Below are 17,671 nucleotides of genomic sequence, written 5' to 3'. Positions count from 1 at the left end.
GCTAGCAATGAAATATACCTCATTTTTATTTTACCAGCAAAAGTAAATAGTAAAAAGCATGCTTATCTATCCATTTGCTCTTTTTGTGAATTTTCATAATCCATTATAAATAATATATTCAGAAATATATTTAAAAATTGTATCGAAGAACTTTTTTGTGGTATATTCGCCAATAAGTCTAAGCAGACAAAAACAGGAAAAGCACATTTACCGCATTTCCTGCACTAATCAATTACCTTTTAAATTCTAAAAATCACTTATATAAACCATAAGTATTATTTACATCTTGAATGAAGATAATCCCGTTTCCTGGCTCATCAATCTTAAGCTTACTCCTTATTGACGCTACTATTTCTTCAGTACTTTCTTTTTCACTCAGAATCAAAACAATTTCTTTTTCAGGTTCAATATCCATTGCAAATACCTTGCTAGTCTCATGGATTCCAGATCCTCTTGCATTAATAATGGTGCCTCCTTTTGACCCCGCCTTGGTTGCTGCACCTATTACTTCTTCGGCATTCCCTTTTTCAACGATTACCGTAATTGCTTGATACATACTATGATCTACACCTCTTTCTTCTTTTCCTTTGTGTCCTTTATAATTTCTCGCCCCTACTACCTTACCTACAGAGATGGTAAATACAATACCTTTATGCTTTTTTATAAAATTGAATTTCTTTGCAAGTTGTTCAATTACATGATTGGCTTTTTCTCTATAAGAAAGCATCATTACAATCTCTTTGCGTACATCGTTGATTCCTAATAAATTCAGGAGGCGGCTTTTTAATGTCCCTCGTCCAAGTAACACTGTTCCGCCTGAAATACCATGTTTTTTAGCTGTTTGTACTACTTTGCTTCCAAGTCCCAGATCAACGATTACATAAACTAATTCTAATTCGGCGATATCTGAATTACTGGACATCCCTTACTTCGCCTCCTTTTCTCGCTTTTAATTTAAATACAAAACCAACTACCTGTAATGTGATTAGCGGGGTTAATGCTACCAGTGCAATCATACCAAATCCATCTATTAACACGTTGGCACCCTCTATCGCTTCAGCTGCACCTTGAACAAACGCCAATATAAACGTTGCGGTCATCGGTCCTGAGGCAACCCCTCCTGAATCAAAGGCAATTCCGACAAAAAGCTTTGGTACCACATAGGTCAAAGCTATGGCGATGATATAACCTGGTAAAAGATAATGCCATAATTGGAGTTCGGGAATAAGTATTCTTAAGATTGATAATGACACGGCAAAACCAACCCCGATACAGAGAGAAAACATGACGATCTTTCTCCTTACATAACCACTGGTAACATCCTCTATCTGATGTGTTAATACATAAACTGCTGGTTCTGCAAGAATCGTAACGACCCCAAGAACAAAAGCTATAATAACAATATATGATTTATTATCCAAAGATGCGATTGAATGTCCTATAGCGGTTCCAACTTCCATAAATCCAGCATTTACCCCTACTAAAAATAAAACAAGCCCAACAAATGTGAATAAAATCCCTGTCAGTATTTTTCTAACCGCTTTTATAGTCATTTTAAATGAAAATTTTTGGAATACAAGAAAAATTATTAAAATGGGGAGAAGTGCCAATGTGATTTCTTGTGCAATTATAGGAAGCTCATGTAAAAAAGCACCTAAAATCGATACGGAATCAGCCGAATGTTGATCAAGACTCCCCGATAACTTGTCCGTCTGAGCAATGATATTCATAATCATAACAGCTATAATTGCGCCTGTTGATGCAATAGCAACAAGTCCAAAACTATCTTTCTCCGAAGCTTTACTATCCCTCTTTAGAGAAGAAATCCCTAGTGCAAGTGCCAAAATGAACGGAACCGTTAACGCTCCTGTTGTTGCTCCAGAAGCATCAAAGGATATAGCTAAAAACTCGGGTGAAGTAAATAAAGATAGGACTAAAATAATCAGATACAAAACAGATAGTACTTTATATAATGGGATATTGAACACAATTCTAACAAGTCCTGTCGCAATAAGTACTCCAATTCCTATTGAAACAACAACCACGATACTAGCTTTTGGGATCAGACCTGACGTGACTAGATCAACCTGTCGGGCCAATATATGTAAATCAGGTTCCGCGATTGAAATAAAAAAGCCAAGTAACAGCCCAGCGATCACAACCACCCAAATTTTATTGGTTTTGGCTATTGTTTTCCCCATCGCTTTTCCGATAGGTGTAATTCCGATATCAACCCCAAATAAAAATATAGATAATCCAATAATGATGAATATTGCGCCGATTATAAAACTGACAATTAATGAAGACTCCAACGGAGCTAATGTAAAGTTCAAAATCAAGACCATTACTGTAATGGGAAGGACTGCATATAATACTTCTTTTAACTTTGAGACTATTACGGTCAAAAAGCTCATTCCTTTCTATGTAGTTTTAAGAAGCTCTGACACTACCATGTTCTAATTATTGATACTGGGCTAATGAGAGAATGTGAATTCAAGATGGAGGTTTAAAGAGGGTAATCAATAAAAAGGATACTACAGAATAATTGGAAAACTAAGATAAATTGATACCTAGTATAGTCAACGCATCTTCCTTTTTTAACCATACCGATATTTTATAATGATTGTAAGGTCTACTTTTAATTTTATCATTAACAAAGTTTTTGTAGGTAATTTTCTATTTTTATAACCTACGTATCAGCTAGTAATAGCTGCAATCGAGTTCGAGATATATCTTGGGGAGTCTTTTACTTTAGCACCCGTTTGTATTATAAGGATTTTATTTAGTTTTTTTACCGATATACATTATATGCTCTGCCATACTGAGTAAATCTTCTCGTTCACACACCTGCTCAGCTAAATCCAGCCAAGCATTTATAACTTTAGGGCGTTGTCTTAGAAGTTCAGGCTCACGTAGATACAAAAAACTTTCGCAATTAAGCAAGTGAAGTTTTTCTAGGTTAAATTGACTGAATAAAGGAAGTACATTTTTTGGTGATATAAAAAAGTTATCCGAAAACCCTTGTCCCGCAAAGTTTTCATCTTCCACCAAACTATTTAGCTGAGATTTCCGTTCTTCATCTAATATTAATTCGGGATTTCGTATGAGATAATCCCATACGAAAGAATAGGAAGAAACAAATGCCACAAATATAGTTCCATTTGGTTTTAGTTTTATTTCGGTCATCCTTACTTTTGAGATGATACATCGGTCCCATACAAAGAATGTGGTCAAATCTACTGTTGCCTAAAGATGATAAGTCACGTGCGTCTAAACACAAACCTTTCAATGAAAGACCGAGCTCCTTTGCTTTATTCAATGCATAATCAATATTATTTTGGGATAGATCTGCTAAAGTCACATCACATCCACGTTCAGCAAGATAAAGTGAATATTTACCTGGTCCACCGCCAAGGTCCAACACTTTATCATTTGGTTTAATATAACGGTTCATAAAGCGTTTACTAAGTTCATACTCCACTTTATGACGTTCAAGGCGCTCCCACTCATAATTTACTGTTTCGTCGTAAAATTTTCTCACAATTTCTAAGTCATCCATATATATCCCCCCTGTATTTTATATTTCCACAATCCTGCTCCGTTAGCACGATAAGCGATAAAAACTGTTCAGCTATCGCCCCCGTTTGTTGAATACTTGATTTCGAGATACTTTACCCAGCGAGTTTATTTTAAAAGTACTTCCTCAATTTTTTTCGTAATATCGAAAGGACCAGATTCGATATTGGAAGGTATAACCATCTTCAAATTAGATTCAGGGTAAATAGAAGATCTAAAGCTGACACCTGGATCATACCCCATCACATGATATTTATATATTTGCTGCATCCTTTTGTTCATCCATACACCGTAACCATAATGGATTTCTCCATTTACATGAACATGCGGTTTAAGCATTTTCATTGTCGTCTCTTCATTCAAAAGTTTAAAGTTAAATAACGATTCCCACAATTTAATCATATCGGCTGCTGTAGTAAATGCACCACCATCAGACCCACCTTTTTTAGGAATAGAATAAATATTTGTTCTCCAGGTATTATCTTTATGGTTATCAATGTATCCTTTTGCTGTGTTCTCGGGTAGTTGGTCCAAAGAGAAATACCCTGAATCTAACATATTGCACTTAAAAAAGACTTCTTTTTCTATGTATTCTGTAAAAGGCATTCCTGTTTGTTCTTCCAAAATCAGACCTAAGAGAATATATCCTGCATTATTATAATGGAAGCTATCCCCTGGCTTGAAGTTCATTGGTTCAGCTTGAAATAGAGGTAAAAAATCTTTAAGAGTATTGATTTGATAAACAGGATAGTCCTTCCACAAATCTTCATAATCACTCATCTTTTCTTCATCAAAGTAATCAGGTATGCCAGATGTATGTGTTAAAAGATGATGGATCGTAATCTCTTTATCGAAGTTTTGAAATTCTAGATCTAAGCAGTCAACTAAACGAGTCTCGAAATTTATTAAACCTCTTTCGACTAACTGTGAAATCCCGATAGCCGTAAATAACTTACATCCAGACGCTATCCCAAAACGGGTGTCCATATTGTTCAGCCTTTTTTCAGACCTGTCCGCATAGCCAAAGGACAAATTCGTTACATCCCCGTTATGTTTCACATGTACCACACCTGAAAAATCAATCTTATCGCCTATGTTAGTGATTATATTGTTTAATTCACTGTTCCCCATCATTTTTCCCCTCCGCATTGTTTCGCAATTTCAACTATTAAGTTAATTACAGTTTACGCTTCTTAGAGCTTCGGTTAAATACTCAAAATGATTATGAAAAAAACTCACCATAGAAAAGGGCTACCTTTAACAATGTAGCCCTCTATTTCAACCTCATTTAATTTCTTTGGTAAACAATATTCTTGATTGTTTCGGCAGAAAGAAAATATTCCTCAGATATCTCATCAATATTTATACCCAATTTGAATTTTTCTTTAATAATGCGATTCCTTTGATCTAACCTTCTTCTACTACCAGAATGTGTCCCCCACTTCTGATAGTCACTTTTATCCTTAGGTATATAAATCGTCTTACCTTGAACGTATTTTTGTAACTCTTCCAATAGTTCTGGAGGTAGTATACTTTCAGCTTTAACATAACTCATTTCTTTTGCCCCTTATAAGATATTTAAATTAGATATCACAAGGTGCAAAGCCTAAAAAGGTAGAAATGGTTACTAATAGCGAGCGACTTCTTATATCCTCACGCAAAGTATCGCTATACCTTATTAGACTTTGCATGAGGCATTAGCGATTTAGCAAACGAAATAACTTGTCTAATTTCAATCCCTCCCAACATTTTCAATTCAAACATATCAAATGAACAGTTCCTTTTCCATTTGTTCACTGGAAATGTATGCTATCAGTAAAAGAAAAAACGACCTCCGTATTTAACTAAAGCCCCCTTTAGCGAAAGATTCAGTTTCAAGATAAACAATATAAATAACATTTATTTATAAACATCCTAAAAAAACTCTTTACCTTGACGTTGCGTAAAGGTGTATATTAAGAATGTCAGGAGGTGAGCAGATGGAATATACGGTGAAAAAATTAGCAAAATTAGCTGGAGTCAGTTCCAGAACTTTACGTTATTACGATGAAATCGGGATTCTTAAGCCGGCAAGAATCAATTCTTCGAGATATCGTATCTATGGTCGAAAAGAGGTAGATCAACTGCAGCAAATATTGTTCTATCGTGAACTCGGTTTAGAACTGGAGAAAATAAAAAAAATTATAACCTCTTCCTCTTTCGACCCGGCTCAAGCACTTTTGGATCACCGAAGAAAGCTACTGGCAAAACGAGCACAGCTCGATCAATTGATTGACAGCGTGGATAAAACAATCGCTGCCTCAGAAGGGAGGATCACTATGCAGGATAAGGAAAAGTTTGACGCATTCAAGCAAAGACTCGTGGATGAAAACGAGAAAAAATATGGCAAAGAGGTTAGGGAAAAGTACGGAAATAATACTGTTGAGAAATCTAATCAACAAGTACTGAAAATGTCTGAAGCCGAATATGAAGAAGTTCAGAGACTAGAAAAAGAAATGAAAGATGAATTGAGCAAAGGGTTAAAAACAGGAAACCCAGCGAGCGAAGCAGCTCAAAAAGCTGCTGCTCTCCATCGCCAATGGCTAAGCTTCTTTTGGGTAAAATATACCCTTGAAGCACATGCAGGAATAGCGCAAATGTATGTGGATGATGAACGTTTCACAGCTTATTACGATGATGAGGAACCCGGTACAGCTAAGTTTCTCCGTGACGCTGTACAAATTTATACAGGGGCTAAGTAAGAATAACGGAGGAAGTCACACCCCAGTAGCTTCCTCTTTTTTTAGACTTTTTTATAGTTAAGGATAGACCTCACCCAAAAAAGCTTCCAATTCCCAAATATTCCACCTACGAGTGAAAAGAGTTATTGCTGCTATCCATTATTACTAATTATATTAACCATAGTAAGACCAACTAATATTCCTATTAAAAGAATTAACTACGATTTTAGATTTAATTTAATGGTGCCAGCCCCCTTATTACTACAGAAAAGTCTAATGAAAAATTCTAAAACCTCCAATAAAATTTTAAGCTCTGCTCATAATTAGTTCCAATTATTTCAAAACCACCTATTTACTCAGCCTTTTTATAAATAAAACATGAGTTATCTCGAAACTGAGTCTTCCACAATCCTGCCCCTTAGCAAAAAAGCGATTGCTCTTATTGAACAATGGTTAGCAATAGGTAAGCGTTTGAAGTTATCTCCAGCTTTTCCCCTGCTCCACACCGAACGTGCTAGTTTCCCAGCATTCGGCGCTCCATCTAAAGATATGTACTAAATTATAACTTTTCGAGACTGGATGCGTCGATCCCTTCCACCCCACATACCTTTCGGTATTGATTGATTTTATCTAAGATCAATCGATTCTGTGGTAATTGTTTGAGATAAACCTTTATCTTCTCTATATCTTTTACATGAATCAGTCGATGAATTATGAAGAATACGCAGGTTTTTAAATTGGTCGCTTCCTCCAAGATTCTTTGGCATATAGTGGTGACAGTGAACATCTGAAGCGTGAAGATATTCGCCTGTAATTTCGCATTTCCCCATCTTCATACTATACCGACTAATACGATTATCCAGGTATTCGACACTTCGATTCGGTAAAGAAGACTTCATTAAGTGTCCAATTTCTTTCTGGATATCTGGGCGGATACTTTTGTGTATCTGTTCTCTGCCTTTCTTCGTGTAAAGCGAAAGCTTTGAACTGAAGCTCATCGCATGAAATGTTTTCACATTTCCGATGGGAAATAGATACGTACCATTGATATAGATCGTTTTCGTTCCTAAACTAAAGGTTCTCTTATAAAAAGGCGGTGGCTGAAAAGGATGTTTTAGCGTTCCAATCGGTCGAAGGCGGTTCACTAAAAATGGTTTAAGATCGTAAGCAAGACGTGAAAACACGAGACTTACATGAGTCGCTCGCTTAAAGTATTGGTGAAGTCCTAGAACAAAGCTATTGTAACGATGAATATTCTCAGCAGAAGGCGAAGCTTTCATTCTTCGAATGAGCTTCTTCGCTTCCTGTTTGATTTTCTCACTTTTTTAGAAATGACCCCAGTATGGGCCACTCGTTTCTTACCCTTTTTATTCGCACGAATGGTGAACCCTAAGAACTCAGATTCCCGTTTTCTCAAGTTTACAATTTGAGATTTTTCTGGAGAGATGTCCAGTTTTAAGCGCTCTTTAAGGTACAGACGTACCGCGTGGTACCACCGTTGCGCTGTCTTTCCATCCCTGCATAGAATTTTAAAATCATCAGCATATCGGACCAGGTATCCCTTTTTCAGGTTCGTTTGTTTTCTCGCTCGCCTTCTGGCATCATCTGAGCTGTAAGGTTTCATCAGAGGAAATACTTCCCACTGATCCGCAACCCATTGGTCTAGATCATTTAAGACGACATTGGAGAGTAATGGTGACAGGATACCACCCTGAGGCGACCCTTTTTCTGGAACACCTTCACCATCAATTTCCGACTTGATCATTTTAGAAATACAAGCCAGTACCTTACGGTCTTGAATGCCGATATTCCATAGTTGCTTCTTCAATAGACGATGATTCACGTTATCAAAGAAACTTTTAATATCTACATCAACGACGTAATGAAGTTGACTATGATTAATCAAAAACTGTATCCTTGCCATAGCATGATGAGCAGATCGTAGAGGTCTGAAACCGTAGCTATGTTTAAAGAATTGAGATTCTACAATCGGTTCGAGAGCTTGTTTGAAGCATTGTTGGATCACTCGATCCAAGATGCATGGAATCCCAAGGGGTCTCCATTTTCCGTTCTCTTTTTCAATCCATTCTCTTCGAACTTTCTTCGGGTGATAGTTTCTAAGTTTGGTTCGGACTTCGTTTACCAGATCTTTTTCGGATAGCTCTTTCATGTCATCGCTGGTCTTCCCATCGGTTCCTGGTGTTTTTGATCCCTTATTGGTTTTAATCATGCGGAAAGCGAGCAGGATGTTTTCTCTCGATATGATGGTTTCATATAACTGAGAGAACGTATTTCCCTGACTCGCTTTTTCATGAAGATCCGTAAAGGTCTCCGTCATATTATAATAATCCCAGTTTCGCAGCGTTGACACTGTGGCATCCCTCCTTTGGAGGGATGTTCCTACCCGATCGGTGCCATTCACGTTAGGAAAATAATCGTTTCATACTCTAGACTTGGGGCTATTCCTCCACTTCCATTACAGAAGTTTCATCAGTCATTCCCCTACCCTTACAAGGATAAATGCTTTTCAGCATACCTTTATAGCAACCGTTTCGGGTGACAGCCCTTGATTCAACGTTCCTTGCTTTCCAAGTACCATACAACGTAGCTATCCATACTAAACGTAGATGCTTCCTTTAAGCCTGTGAGCTGGATACCGCCATCGTTCGGTATAGCGTCTTTCAGAGGGGGCAGTTTTACTCCACACCACTCACGTCATCGTAAGATGACACGTAAGTTTCCTTACGTTCGAATCTTTAGACCCTTACCTTCGGAAGTTCGTCAGTTCCTATCTCAAGGAACCATTCTCATCTTATCTAGTTTTTCAGCCGTGGGGCATATCCGTCAGCATACCCAATGGCTTCAGCCTTCGTTCTGCCCAATCTACCTGTGCTTCACACCCTAAGACCTGCCCGTCTTAGCGCATGCAGGAGTGTTGACGGGATGGTTTCCGGAAACATGGATCCATCATTCCCATCCTCCGTTGTACCGTTGAAGTTTATTAAAATAAACTTCCTGCCTTTCACGCTGAAAAGCGTTTATAGCAGAACTTGTCGCGCGCCCCCTATTGTTGAAGAATTGTTTTCGAGATACCCTGCATTAAATGAGCACTAACCCTGTACTAGTTCGTATAATAGAGGGAAATAGATCTCTACTCTAAAATATTATACTTCTTAAGTATTTTTATATAGAAGGCCGATACCATAAACCCAAATAAATAGATGAAAAGTGTCCAGAAAATGTTCCAACCATGTGAATAGATAATTTTACCCACCCAAACCCCCACAAGTTCCATAAAAGCGGTAATGAGCGTGAATAAAATAATAAGGAGAGGTGTATTGATTATTTCCTTTGCTTTTATATAACCAAACAAAACGGACAATAGGGGGAAGTAACCGACTTTGAAAGGAAACGCTGACAAAGAATTGTTCTGCTCATAAGTCGGAGTAACTTCCCAAAAAAGTCCAAAACCCCAATCACTGCCCACAAATGCAATAGCTACACCTAGTGGATACATCAATATGATTACCACTGGATTTTTTATAAATAAATAACCGATCGTTACCCAGGGAATAACTAGACCGACCACTATATTGATCCACATATCTGGGAACTCCTTTTACTTTTTTATTTTAATGTTCCCAGGCAAGAGTTATTTTATTAAGTAAGATATCTCGAATTCAAGAATTCAAACCTTCCACAATCCTGCCCATGAGTTAAAAAAAGGGAGCGTCTATATTGAACAAACGCCCCCTATTGTGGAAGACTTGATTTCGAGATATCTTGGAGCAGAACTTAAACTAAAGCCCCCATCAGTTTAATACATCAGGGGGAGAAACTTCATTATTGTTTTTATCGAACAAAGTTAACTCTGTGGGGAAAGGTCTTTCAATATAAACAATTGTATTAGTGACCAAGTAGATCCGCTATTAAATACACCGTCTGGGAACTAAAAATTGTAATAGAAAGATTATTCTCTTTTCGTTTTCCCAATTACAGTACCCTTAACCAGCCAATCGTTTCTTGTTAATTTCATGTTTATGGAGTCTATCCATTCCCCCTCGAACTCCAATTCATTTTCATCTACATTTTCTACTACAAATCCAACCTTTTGATATACATGCTTAGCTCTTGGGTTAAAGTCATACACACTCAAAGTTAATTGGTTTAGTTTCGTGTGATTAAATACATAATCTATCATTCGTTGGGATGCTTCCGTCCCTAAACCTCGATTTCTTCCTCTCGGACCAATAAGTATTCTAAAATTCATACTATTACTATTTTCATCATATAAATTGACGACAACTTCTCCTACTAAGATATTTTGGGATTGATCCACGATTGCAAGATCTAAACGATCCGTTTGTTTATTTCTTGTGTTATACCACTCTTGTACCGCATCCTTATCATAATCTGTGGTGCTTCCTGTTAGTTTTATGACTTCGGAATCTTTTAAACATTCCTCTATATAAGGAAAATCCTCCTCTTTAAAAGGTCTAAGAAAAATTTTCTCTCCCACAATCATTGGTTTCTGATTTGAAAATACCATTTCTCTCTCCCTCCATTGCATATACGCTTAAACAAATGGTCCCCTTAGAATGATAAGTCCCCCTTGACAAAACTACTCAATTATTAGACGTTCGTCTTCCACTTTTGTTAGCAATAGGTAAGCGTTTGAAGTTATCTCCAGCTTTTCCCCTGCTCCACACCGAACGTGCTAGTTTCCCAGCATTCGGCGCTCCATCTAAAGATATGTACTACATTATAAGTTCCTATGTTACTTTTCGAGACTGGATGCGTCGATCCCTTCCACCCCACATACCTTTCGGTATTGATTGATTTTGTCTAAGATCAATCGGTTCTGTGGTAACTTTTCAAGATAGACCTTTATCTTCTCTATATCTTTTATATGGATAAGTCGATGAATATCTTTATGAAGAATACGGAGATTTTGAAATTGATCGGTACCTCCTTGGTTCCTTGGCACGTAATGATGGCAATGAACTTCTGATGCATGGAGGTACTCGCCAGTGACTTCGCACCTCCCCATCTTCATACTATATCGACTAATACGATTATCCAGATATTCGATACTTCGTTTTGGTAGAGAAGACTTCATTAAATGTCCAATTTCTTTTTGGATATCCGGTCGGAGACTTTTGTGTATCTGTTCTCTCCCCTTCTTCGTGTAAAGCGAAAGCTTTGAACTGAAGTTCATCGCATGAAATGTTTTCACATTTCCGATGGGAAATAGATACGTACCATTGATATACATCGTTTTCGTTCCTAAGCTAAAGGTTCTCTTATAAAAAGGCGGTGGCTGAAAAGGATGTTTTAGCGTTCCAACCGGTCGAAGGCGGTTCACTAAAAATGGTTTAAGATCGTAAGCAAGACGTGAAAACACGAGACTTACATGAGTCGCTCGCTTAAAGTATTGGTGAAGTCCTAGAACAAAGCTATTGTAACGATGAATATTCTCAGCAGAAGGCGAAGCTTTCATTCTTCGAATGAGTTTCTTCGCTTCCTGTTTGATTTTCTCGCTTTTTGAAGAAACGACTCCAGTATGGGCCACTCGTTTCTTACCCTTTTTATTCGCACGAATGGTGAACCCTAAGAACTCTGATTCTCGTTTTCTCAAGTTTACAATTTGAGATTTCTCTGGTGAGATGTCCAGCTTTAATCGTTCTTTAAGGTACTGACGTACCGCATGGTACCACCTTTGCGCTGTCTTTCCATCCCGGCATAGAATTTTAAAATCATCAGCATACCTGACCAGATATCCTTGTTTCAAATTCGTTTGTTTTCTCGCTCGCCTTCTGGCATCGTCGGAACTATAGGATTTCGACAGGGGAAAGACTTCCCACTGGTCCGCAACCCATTGGTCTAGTTCATTTAAGACGACATTGGAGAGTAATGGTGACAAGATGCCACCCTGAGGTGACCCTTTTTCTGGGACACCTTCACCATCAATTTCCGACTTGATCATTTTAGAAATACAAGCCAGTACCTTACGGTCTTGAATGCCGATATTCCATAGTTGCTTCTTCAATAGACGATGATTCACGTTATCAAAGAAACTCTTAATATCTACATCAACAACAAAATGAAGTTGACCGTGATTAATCAATGATTGTATCCTTGCCATAGCATGATGAGCAGACCGAAGAGGTCTGAATCCGTAGCTATGTTTGAAAAATTGAGATTCTACGATCGGTTCGAGAACTTGTTTAAAGCATTGTTGGATCACTCGATCCAAGATGCATGGAATACCGAGGGGCCTCCATTTTCCGTTCTCTTTTTCAATCCATTCTCTTCGAACTTTCTTCGGGCGATAGGTTCTAAGTTTAGTTCGGACTTCATTTACCAGATCATTTTCGGAGAGCTCTTTCATGTGATCGATGGTTTTCCCATCGGTTCCTGGTGTTTTAGAACCTTTATTCGTTTTAATCGTGCGAAAAGCGAGCAGGATGTTTTCTCTCGATATGATGGTTTCATATAAATAAGAAAACGTATGTCCCTGACTCGCTTTTTCATGAAGATCCGTAAAGGTCTCCGTCATATTATAATAATCCCAGTTTCGCAGCGTTGACACTGTGGCATCCCTCCTTTGGAGTGATGTTCCCACGTTCCTACCCGATCGGTGCCATTCACGTTAGGAAAATAATCGTTTCATACTCTAGACTTGGGGCTGTTCCTCCACTTCCATTACAGAAGTTTCATCAGTCATTCCCCTACCCTTACAAGGATAAATGCTTTTCAGCATACCTTTATAGCAACCGTTTCAGGTGACAGCCCTTGATTCAACGTTCCTTGCTTTCCAAGTACCATACAACGTAGCTTTCCATACCAGACGTAGATGCTTCCTATAAGCCTGTGAGCTCGATACCGCCATCGTTCGGTATAGCGTCTTTCAGAGGGGGCAGTTTTACTCCACACCACTCACGTCATCGTAAGATGACACGTAAGTTTCCCTACGCTTATAAATTTAGACCCTTACCTTCGGAAGTTCGTCAGTTCCTATCTCACAGAACGATTCTCATCTTATCTAGTTTTTCAGCCGTGAGGCATATCCGTTGGCATACCTTAGATATGGCTTCAGCCTTCGTTCTGCCCAATCTACCTGTGCTTCACACCCTAAGACCTGCCCGTCTTAACGCATGCAGGAGTGTTGACGGGATGGTTTCGGGAAACATGGATCCTTCATTCCCATCCTCCGTTGTACCGTTGAAGTTTATTAAAATAAACTTCCTGCCTTTCACGCCAGAAAGCGCTTATAGCAGAACTTGTCGCGCGCCCCCTTTACTTGAAGACTCGAATTCAAGATAGTTCAAAAGATCTTTCATTATTTATTAGATATCAATTAACTGTCTTGTTCAAAAAGGTGATGTAATAGCCGATCCTTGTCTTCAAAAAATTGCTTCATTATATTGTAGTGATCGGTGTTCTCTAATTTTGTCTCTTTCATTCCTTCTTCACTAAGTTGAATAATTTTTGAATTTGGATAAGCCATGATTATTGGAGAATGGGTAGATATTATAAATTGAGAACCTTTATTAACAAGTTCATGTATTCGTGAAAGCATAGACATTTGTCTTAAAGGAGATAAAGCAGCTTCTGGTTCATCTAAGATGTATAGACCGTTACCTTGAAAACGGTTAGTAAATGCTGCAAAAAAAGATTCCCCGTGTGATTGTTCATGTAATGAATCTCCACCAAATGAATCAACAATTTTTGGACCAAAAGACGGGGCTCTATCTAACTCTTCAATATTCGTAGCTAAATTGTAAAAAGTTTCAGCTCTAAAGAAAAAATTATCTCTTGCCTTACTAGCCCCCTTGGACAATAGTAAATATTGTTCTAAGATAGAGTGAGAATCATAATTGGAAAAATTAAAATTGAGAGTTCCACCCTCGGGATTAAAGCCAAACTTAATGGCAATACCTTCTAACAGTGTTGACTTACCCATTCCGTTCTCTCCGATAATATAGGTAACATTAGGATGAAATAGCAATTCTTTAAAATTCCTAATAACAGATAAATTAAATGGAAAAGCCTCATATGAATTTATACTTTCTGTTTTTAGGTTTAGTCTTTTAAGGTACTGATTGTCTTTATTCAATATCACTCTGCAACCCCCTCACTCTTATTTACTTCCTAAAGAAATCAACTACTTAATAGAAATTCGCTCAAAGCTATAGATTTTAAATTTGTAGTTTTCTGCAATCAGGGCTATACATCAATTCCTGCATAACCCTGGACAAGTGGTTAAGATAGACTGTGTAGCCCTGCATGACCTTACTGGCTACACTGCAAGGATCACTTAGCCACATAGGCCCCATGTCAAGTTACTCAGGCAAAGAATAAATATAATTCAACTCTTATATTGCCGATTGCCATTTCCTACATATTTCTTAATTGCCAAATATATTCAAAATAAAATAATATACCACTATATGACAATAGCCTAATGGTAACATTTTATAAAGTTTATTAGTTTAATTAAAAATGAGAATTCATAGAATTAGATGTTGCATTTAAAAAGGAATAAAGTTACTATTAGGAAGTATTTTACATTTTTGGGAAGTATGTAGTATGAAAAAGCCTATGATTTCTTTAATCAGTGCAAGTATTATTTTTTCTGGATTTTCTCCAAGCTTAACAAACGTCGTTTCTGCTGAAGAACATGACAACAATCCCTCAGTAAATGTTGAACAACAGAAAGAGGGTATTGCTTATGATGAAAAAACTATTTCAGATAAGTTAAGAGAAACATCAACGTTTGCTTTGGTCTTACCATACAAAGAAGGTATTGTGGAGGTTCCTGAAGGTTATGTAGTTTCTTTAATAACCAATCCTCAAACTAATCTTTCTTTCTACAAAATAGAAAGCCAGGTACAAGTTCAAGGATTAAAGAAAACAGCTATCGTCTATGCTTTTCGATATGGAGGTAAAGCCTTAAGTACTGTTTTGGATGTAGTTAGTGACAGTACAGCGAAGTACGTGAAAAAGAATTCCGGTAAGATTGCGGATGCTATAGATGACGCAAGTACAATGATTCATGGTGAGATTTATCAATCTCTCCTCTCTGCTGGGGTTCCAACTTTCTATGCTCGAAATATAGCGTGGGCAATAGATGCATTCCTACTGTAAGAAAGGAAATAGAACATAATGGAAAATAGCCAGTATAAAGAATTATTAGCTGAAATAGAGAAATTAAAGTTTCACAACCGCAGTCTCCTTACACTTGTGGGATTACTACATGACGATAAAATGAAAGAGCCTACTATACATGAAACAGTAGTTACGTATGATTTATCAAAAAAAGATTTGAGAGAACTTACAAACCTTATTCAAAATTACGATGGTAATAACTTTGCTTTGGAACAAAAAGCAATAAAAATTAACCCGATCTTTAATAGGACTAACATAATTTCTATTGTTAAATCGCTTGTAGTCTCGGGTTTATTTAAAGAAAAGAGCTTAGAAATCTTAGAATCATATAAGTAATTATTTAGTTTTTAGATCTTTACATAGTTTGTAAAGATCTTTTTTTTGGGATTTCGAAATTAATTAGTATATTTATCCATTTATCAAATTTTCTTGAAGTTAAATCTTCCACTATCCTACTTGTTTTAAAAATAAGAGAAAAAGCTGAAGATCAACTATACTATCTTCAGCTATCGCCCCGTTTCTGTAATACTCGAATTCGAGAAATATTTTGAGAAATCTTTACTTTAGCACCGTTAATACAATAAGGGTGACTGTATTCTATTTATATGTCTTTGCAAATGTCGAAGGTGAAAATGAAACTTTATACTTTCCTTCAAGTTCTTTCTGTACTTTTTCTGTTAGTTTCAATCCTTCTTTATTATGCTCTTCTTCAAGTTCAACGGCATTAGGTACTATTCCATCTTTGTCCCAATCAATCCATACACCATACTTCCCAATCCATTTTATTAACTCCAACTTCAAATCGTATTTAATTGAAATCTCTTCTATGTCAAGGTTACAATTACACCGATTACACCAAATAGGGTCTGCTCCCTTAATTCATTTGTTTCCTGTTGTTTACAAAGACATCTCATAGTGTATTCCATCTCCATTTATTAAAGTAAACCACCCCTTTAGTGATCATCCTTATTAAACGATTGCCCCCGTTTCATGAAGACTCGATGTCGAGACATTACGAACCTAATTTAGATTGTGCGGAGTAATTCGAAGAGATTTATTCCTAAATACAACTAAACCTAAAGTGATGGTAAAAAAACCTGATATGAATACGGTATTAGAGGCGCCTATCCAATCCCTTAATAAGCCGCCTAAAAATGTCCCCACTGGAAAACCAACGCCTGCGATCATTCCTAGTACTCCTAACACTCTCCCACGTATTTCATCGGGCACTAACTTTTGTTCCAGCGTGGGTTCTACAATGTTATAAGGCGCGTACACCATTCAACCTAAGAACATAATACAGTAGATAACAACCTCATTGGTAAGCTGGCTCATCACTAGCGGAGCCACTCCCCATAAGCAAATGACAATCCCAAGTGAATAAGAGTAGTAAACATTAAATTTCAGACGCACCCATATAAATGAACCTGCTGTGACCGTCAAGTAAAATGACACAATTTCTGCTTGTTAATTTGAAACACTTTGCTGCCCAAATATGGTTTTTCGATGCTTCATACGCCAACTGTCTTCATTTAAATGAATGATTTCCACTCGATGTAATATACGATCTAAAATCGCGGTTGTAATTGCCTGATCTCCTAATAATTCACCCCATTCTTTAGGACCTTTATTGGACGTTAATATAATCGATGTTTGATTGTACAGATCATTGATCAAATGAAAAAACATATTGGCTTCCTGTTTGTCCATTGCCATAAACATTAAATCGTCAATGATAACTAGATCTGCTTCTCGTATTCTCTTCATTCTTGTTTTCGATTTCCTTGTGATTTCTTCAGTCTTTAATACATGAATGAGATCACCCATCGTAGTAAAAATCACTTTATATCCTTGGTTGAGAGCCTCTATGCCCAGCCCAATCGATAGGTGGGTTTTGCCGACACCTGGCGGTCCAAGGAAAATAATATTATATAGCTGCTCCATCCACGTTAAGTCCTTTAACTGATTTAGTTTCTTTGAACTTAATGCTTTCTGTTCTTTTAAATCGTATTCTTCCAGAGTGCTGAAAAACGGGAACGTCGCCCATTTAAACCGTTTCTCTAATAGCTTTTCTTCTCTGCGCTTTTGTTCATAGGTTGCCACATCCAGGAGAAACTGAGTAAAGGATGCGTCCTTTTGCTCAGCTTCTCTTAAGAGTGTAGGAAGATGGTTAGCTGTTTCGGTCAGGCGGAGGGTTTTCATCA

17 protein-coding genes are annotated in these 17,671 nt (G+C 37.3%); 3 read left to right on the top strand and 14 right to left on the bottom strand.

Annotated elements, in window-relative coordinates; all coding sequences use genetic code 11:
* Window positions 1–253: 253 nt before the first annotated feature.
* From B9Y67_RS02495 to B9Y67_RS02470, 6 genes are all read right to left on the bottom strand, one after another.
* On the bottom strand, window positions 254–922 hold the full coding sequence (locus tag B9Y67_RS02495; protein WP_085505209.1) for a P-II family nitrogen regulator: 669 nt from the start codon (window positions 920–922) through the stop codon (window positions 254–256).
* Window positions 912–2,345, bottom strand: coding sequence for a DUF1538 domain-containing protein (locus B9Y67_RS02490; RefSeq protein ID WP_254901679.1), 1,434 nt, complete (start codon window positions 2,343–2,345; stop codon window positions 912–914). Before B9Y67_RS02490 ends, B9Y67_RS02495 begins: the two co-directional genes overlap by 11 nt.
* A 433-nt stretch (window positions 2,346–2,778) precedes the next feature.
* Window positions 2,779–3,051, bottom strand: coding sequence for a hypothetical protein (locus B9Y67_RS02485; RefSeq protein WP_176223894.1), 273 nt, complete (start codon window positions 3,049–3,051; stop codon window positions 2,779–2,781).
* A gap of 25 nt (window positions 3,052–3,076) precedes the next feature.
* Window positions 3,077–3,559 (bottom strand): class I SAM-dependent methyltransferase, encoded by a 483-nt coding sequence (locus B9Y67_RS02480; RefSeq protein WP_085505206.1) that lies wholly within the window; start codon window positions 3,557–3,559, stop codon window positions 3,077–3,079.
* A 125-nt stretch (window positions 3,560–3,684) separates the two neighbouring features.
* On the bottom strand, window positions 3,685–4,710 hold the full coding sequence (locus B9Y67_RS02475) for a serine hydrolase domain-containing protein (protein ID WP_085505205.1): 1,026 nt from the start codon (window positions 4,708–4,710) through the stop codon (window positions 3,685–3,687).
* 154 nt (window positions 4,711–4,864) lie between these two features.
* A complete protein-coding gene (locus tag B9Y67_RS02470; protein ID WP_085505204.1) occupies window positions 4,865–5,131 on the bottom strand; it encodes a CD3324 family protein in 267 nt (88 codons plus the stop codon).
* A gap of 424 nt (window positions 5,132–5,555) precedes the next feature.
* On the opposite strand from B9Y67_RS02470, the gene B9Y67_RS02465 reads away from it, so the two are divergent.
* A complete protein-coding gene (locus B9Y67_RS02465; protein WP_085505203.1) occupies window positions 5,556–6,317 on the top strand; it encodes a MerR family transcriptional regulator in 762 nt (253 codons plus the stop codon).
* Window positions 6,318–6,922: 605 nt separating this feature from the next.
* Here the strand turns inward: B9Y67_RS02465 and B9Y67_RS20910 are convergent.
* The 6 genes from B9Y67_RS20910 to B9Y67_RS02440 form a co-directional block, all read right to left on the bottom strand.
* Complete coding sequence (locus B9Y67_RS20910; protein WP_254901678.1) at window positions 6,923–7,576, bottom strand: HNH endonuclease; 654 nt, start codon at window positions 7,574–7,576, stop codon at window positions 6,923–6,925.
* The gene (ltrA, locus tag B9Y67_RS20905; protein WP_254901677.1) at window positions 7,573–8,667 is read right to left on the bottom strand and encodes a group II intron reverse transcriptase/maturase; all 1,095 of its coding nucleotides are present in this window, start codon (window positions 8,665–8,667) and stop codon (window positions 7,573–7,575) included. The genes B9Y67_RS20910 and ltrA (B9Y67_RS20905) overlap by 4 nt, the downstream gene beginning before the upstream one ends.
* A 780-nt stretch (window positions 8,668–9,447) precedes the next feature.
* Window positions 9,448–9,900, bottom strand: coding sequence for a hypothetical protein (locus B9Y67_RS02455; RefSeq protein WP_085505202.1), 453 nt, complete (start codon window positions 9,898–9,900; stop codon window positions 9,448–9,450).
* Window positions 9,901–10,266: 366 nt separating this feature from the next.
* Complete coding sequence (locus B9Y67_RS02450; RefSeq protein ID WP_254901676.1) at window positions 10,267–10,821, bottom strand: GNAT family N-acetyltransferase; 555 nt, start codon at window positions 10,819–10,821, stop codon at window positions 10,267–10,269.
* Window positions 10,822–11,073: 252 nt separating this feature from the next.
* Entirely contained in the window at window positions 11,074–12,888 is a 1,815-nt protein-coding gene (gene ltrA / locus B9Y67_RS02445) for a group II intron reverse transcriptase/maturase (RefSeq protein WP_085505200.1), read from the bottom strand.
* Between the two features lie 768 nt (window positions 12,889–13,656).
* Window positions 13,657–14,421 carry an AAA family ATPase gene (locus B9Y67_RS02440; RefSeq protein ID WP_085505199.1) on the bottom strand — a complete coding sequence of 255 codons (765 nt, stop codon included), beginning with the start codon at window positions 14,419–14,421 and terminating at the stop codon, window positions 13,657–13,659.
* A 467-nt stretch (window positions 14,422–14,888) separates the two neighbouring features.
* Between B9Y67_RS02440 and B9Y67_RS02435 the strand changes: the two genes are divergently transcribed.
* Window positions 14,889–15,446, top strand: coding sequence for a hypothetical protein (locus tag B9Y67_RS02435; RefSeq protein WP_085505198.1), 558 nt, complete (start codon window positions 14,889–14,891; stop codon window positions 15,444–15,446).
* Window positions 15,447–15,464: 18 nt separating this feature from the next.
* Entirely contained in the window at window positions 15,465–15,803 is a 339-nt protein-coding gene (locus tag B9Y67_RS02430) for a hypothetical protein (protein ID WP_085505197.1), read from the top strand.
* 261 nt (window positions 15,804–16,064) lie between these two features.
* Here the strand turns inward: B9Y67_RS02430 and B9Y67_RS21120 are convergent, their stop codons facing one another.
* Together B9Y67_RS21120 and istB are read right to left on the bottom strand one after the other, a co-directional pair.
* Entirely contained in the window at window positions 16,065–16,262 is a 198-nt protein-coding gene (locus tag B9Y67_RS21120; RefSeq protein ID WP_369668735.1) for a hypothetical protein, read from the bottom strand.
* A gap of 672 nt (window positions 16,263–16,934) precedes the next feature.
* Window positions 16,935–17,669 carry an IS21-like element helper ATPase IstB gene (istB, locus tag B9Y67_RS02420; RefSeq protein WP_441007547.1) on the bottom strand — a complete coding sequence of 245 codons (735 nt, stop codon included), beginning with the start codon at window positions 17,667–17,669 and terminating at the stop codon, window positions 16,935–16,937.
* Between the last annotated feature and the right edge of the window lie 2 nt (window positions 17,670–17,671).

The sequence above is a fragment of the Thalassobacillus devorans genome (genome assembly GCF_900176565.1).
Classification (GTDB): domain Bacteria; phylum Bacillota; class Bacilli; order Bacillales; family Halobacillaceae; genus Thalassobacillus; species Thalassobacillus devorans_A.
Note: the sequence above shows the minus strand (reverse complement) of the source record. Positions and strands in the feature narration are given on the sequence as shown.

What these genes read in the sequence shown, in the direction of transcription:
- istB (WP_441007547.1), bottom strand. Translation starts at nt 17,669, where the DNA reads ATGAAAACCCTCCGCCTGACCGAAACAGCTAACCATCTTCCTACACTC.
- B9Y67_RS02450 (WP_254901676.1), bottom strand. Translation starts at nt 10,821, where the DNA reads ATGATTGTGGGAGAGAAAATTTTTCTTAGACCTTTTAAAGAGGAGGAT.
- B9Y67_RS02435 (WP_085505198.1), top strand. Translation starts at nt 14,889, where the DNA reads ATGAAAAAGCCTATGATTTCTTTAATCAGTGCAAGTATTATTTTTTCT.
- B9Y67_RS20910 (WP_254901678.1), bottom strand. Translation starts at nt 7,576, where the DNA reads ATGAAAGCTTCGCCTTCTGCTGAGAATATTCATCGTTACAATAGCTTT.
- B9Y67_RS02430 (WP_085505197.1), top strand. Translation starts at nt 15,465, where the DNA reads ATGGAAAATAGCCAGTATAAAGAATTATTAGCTGAAATAGAGAAATTA.
- B9Y67_RS02475 (WP_085505205.1), bottom strand. Translation starts at nt 4,710, where the DNA reads ATGATGGGGAACAGTGAATTAAACAATATAATCACTAACATAGGCGAT.
- B9Y67_RS02490 (WP_254901679.1), bottom strand. Translation starts at nt 2,345, where the DNA reads ATGGTCTTGATTTTGAACTTTACATTAGCTCCGTTGGAGTCTTCATTA.
- B9Y67_RS02480 (WP_085505206.1), bottom strand. Translation starts at nt 3,559, where the DNA reads ATGGATGACTTAGAAATTGTGAGAAAATTTTACGACGAAACAGTAAAT.
- B9Y67_RS02465 (WP_085505203.1), top strand. Translation starts at nt 5,556, where the DNA reads ATGGAATATACGGTGAAAAAATTAGCAAAATTAGCTGGAGTCAGTTCC.
- B9Y67_RS02470 (WP_085505204.1), bottom strand. Translation starts at nt 5,131, where the DNA reads ATGAGTTATGTTAAAGCTGAAAGTATACTACCTCCAGAACTATTGGAA.
- B9Y67_RS02495 (WP_085505209.1), bottom strand. Translation starts at nt 922, where the DNA reads ATGTCCAGTAATTCAGATATCGCCGAATTAGAATTAGTTTATGTAATC.
- B9Y67_RS02455 (WP_085505202.1), bottom strand. Translation starts at nt 9,900, where the DNA reads ATGTGGATCAATATAGTGGTCGGTCTAGTTATTCCCTGGGTAACGATC.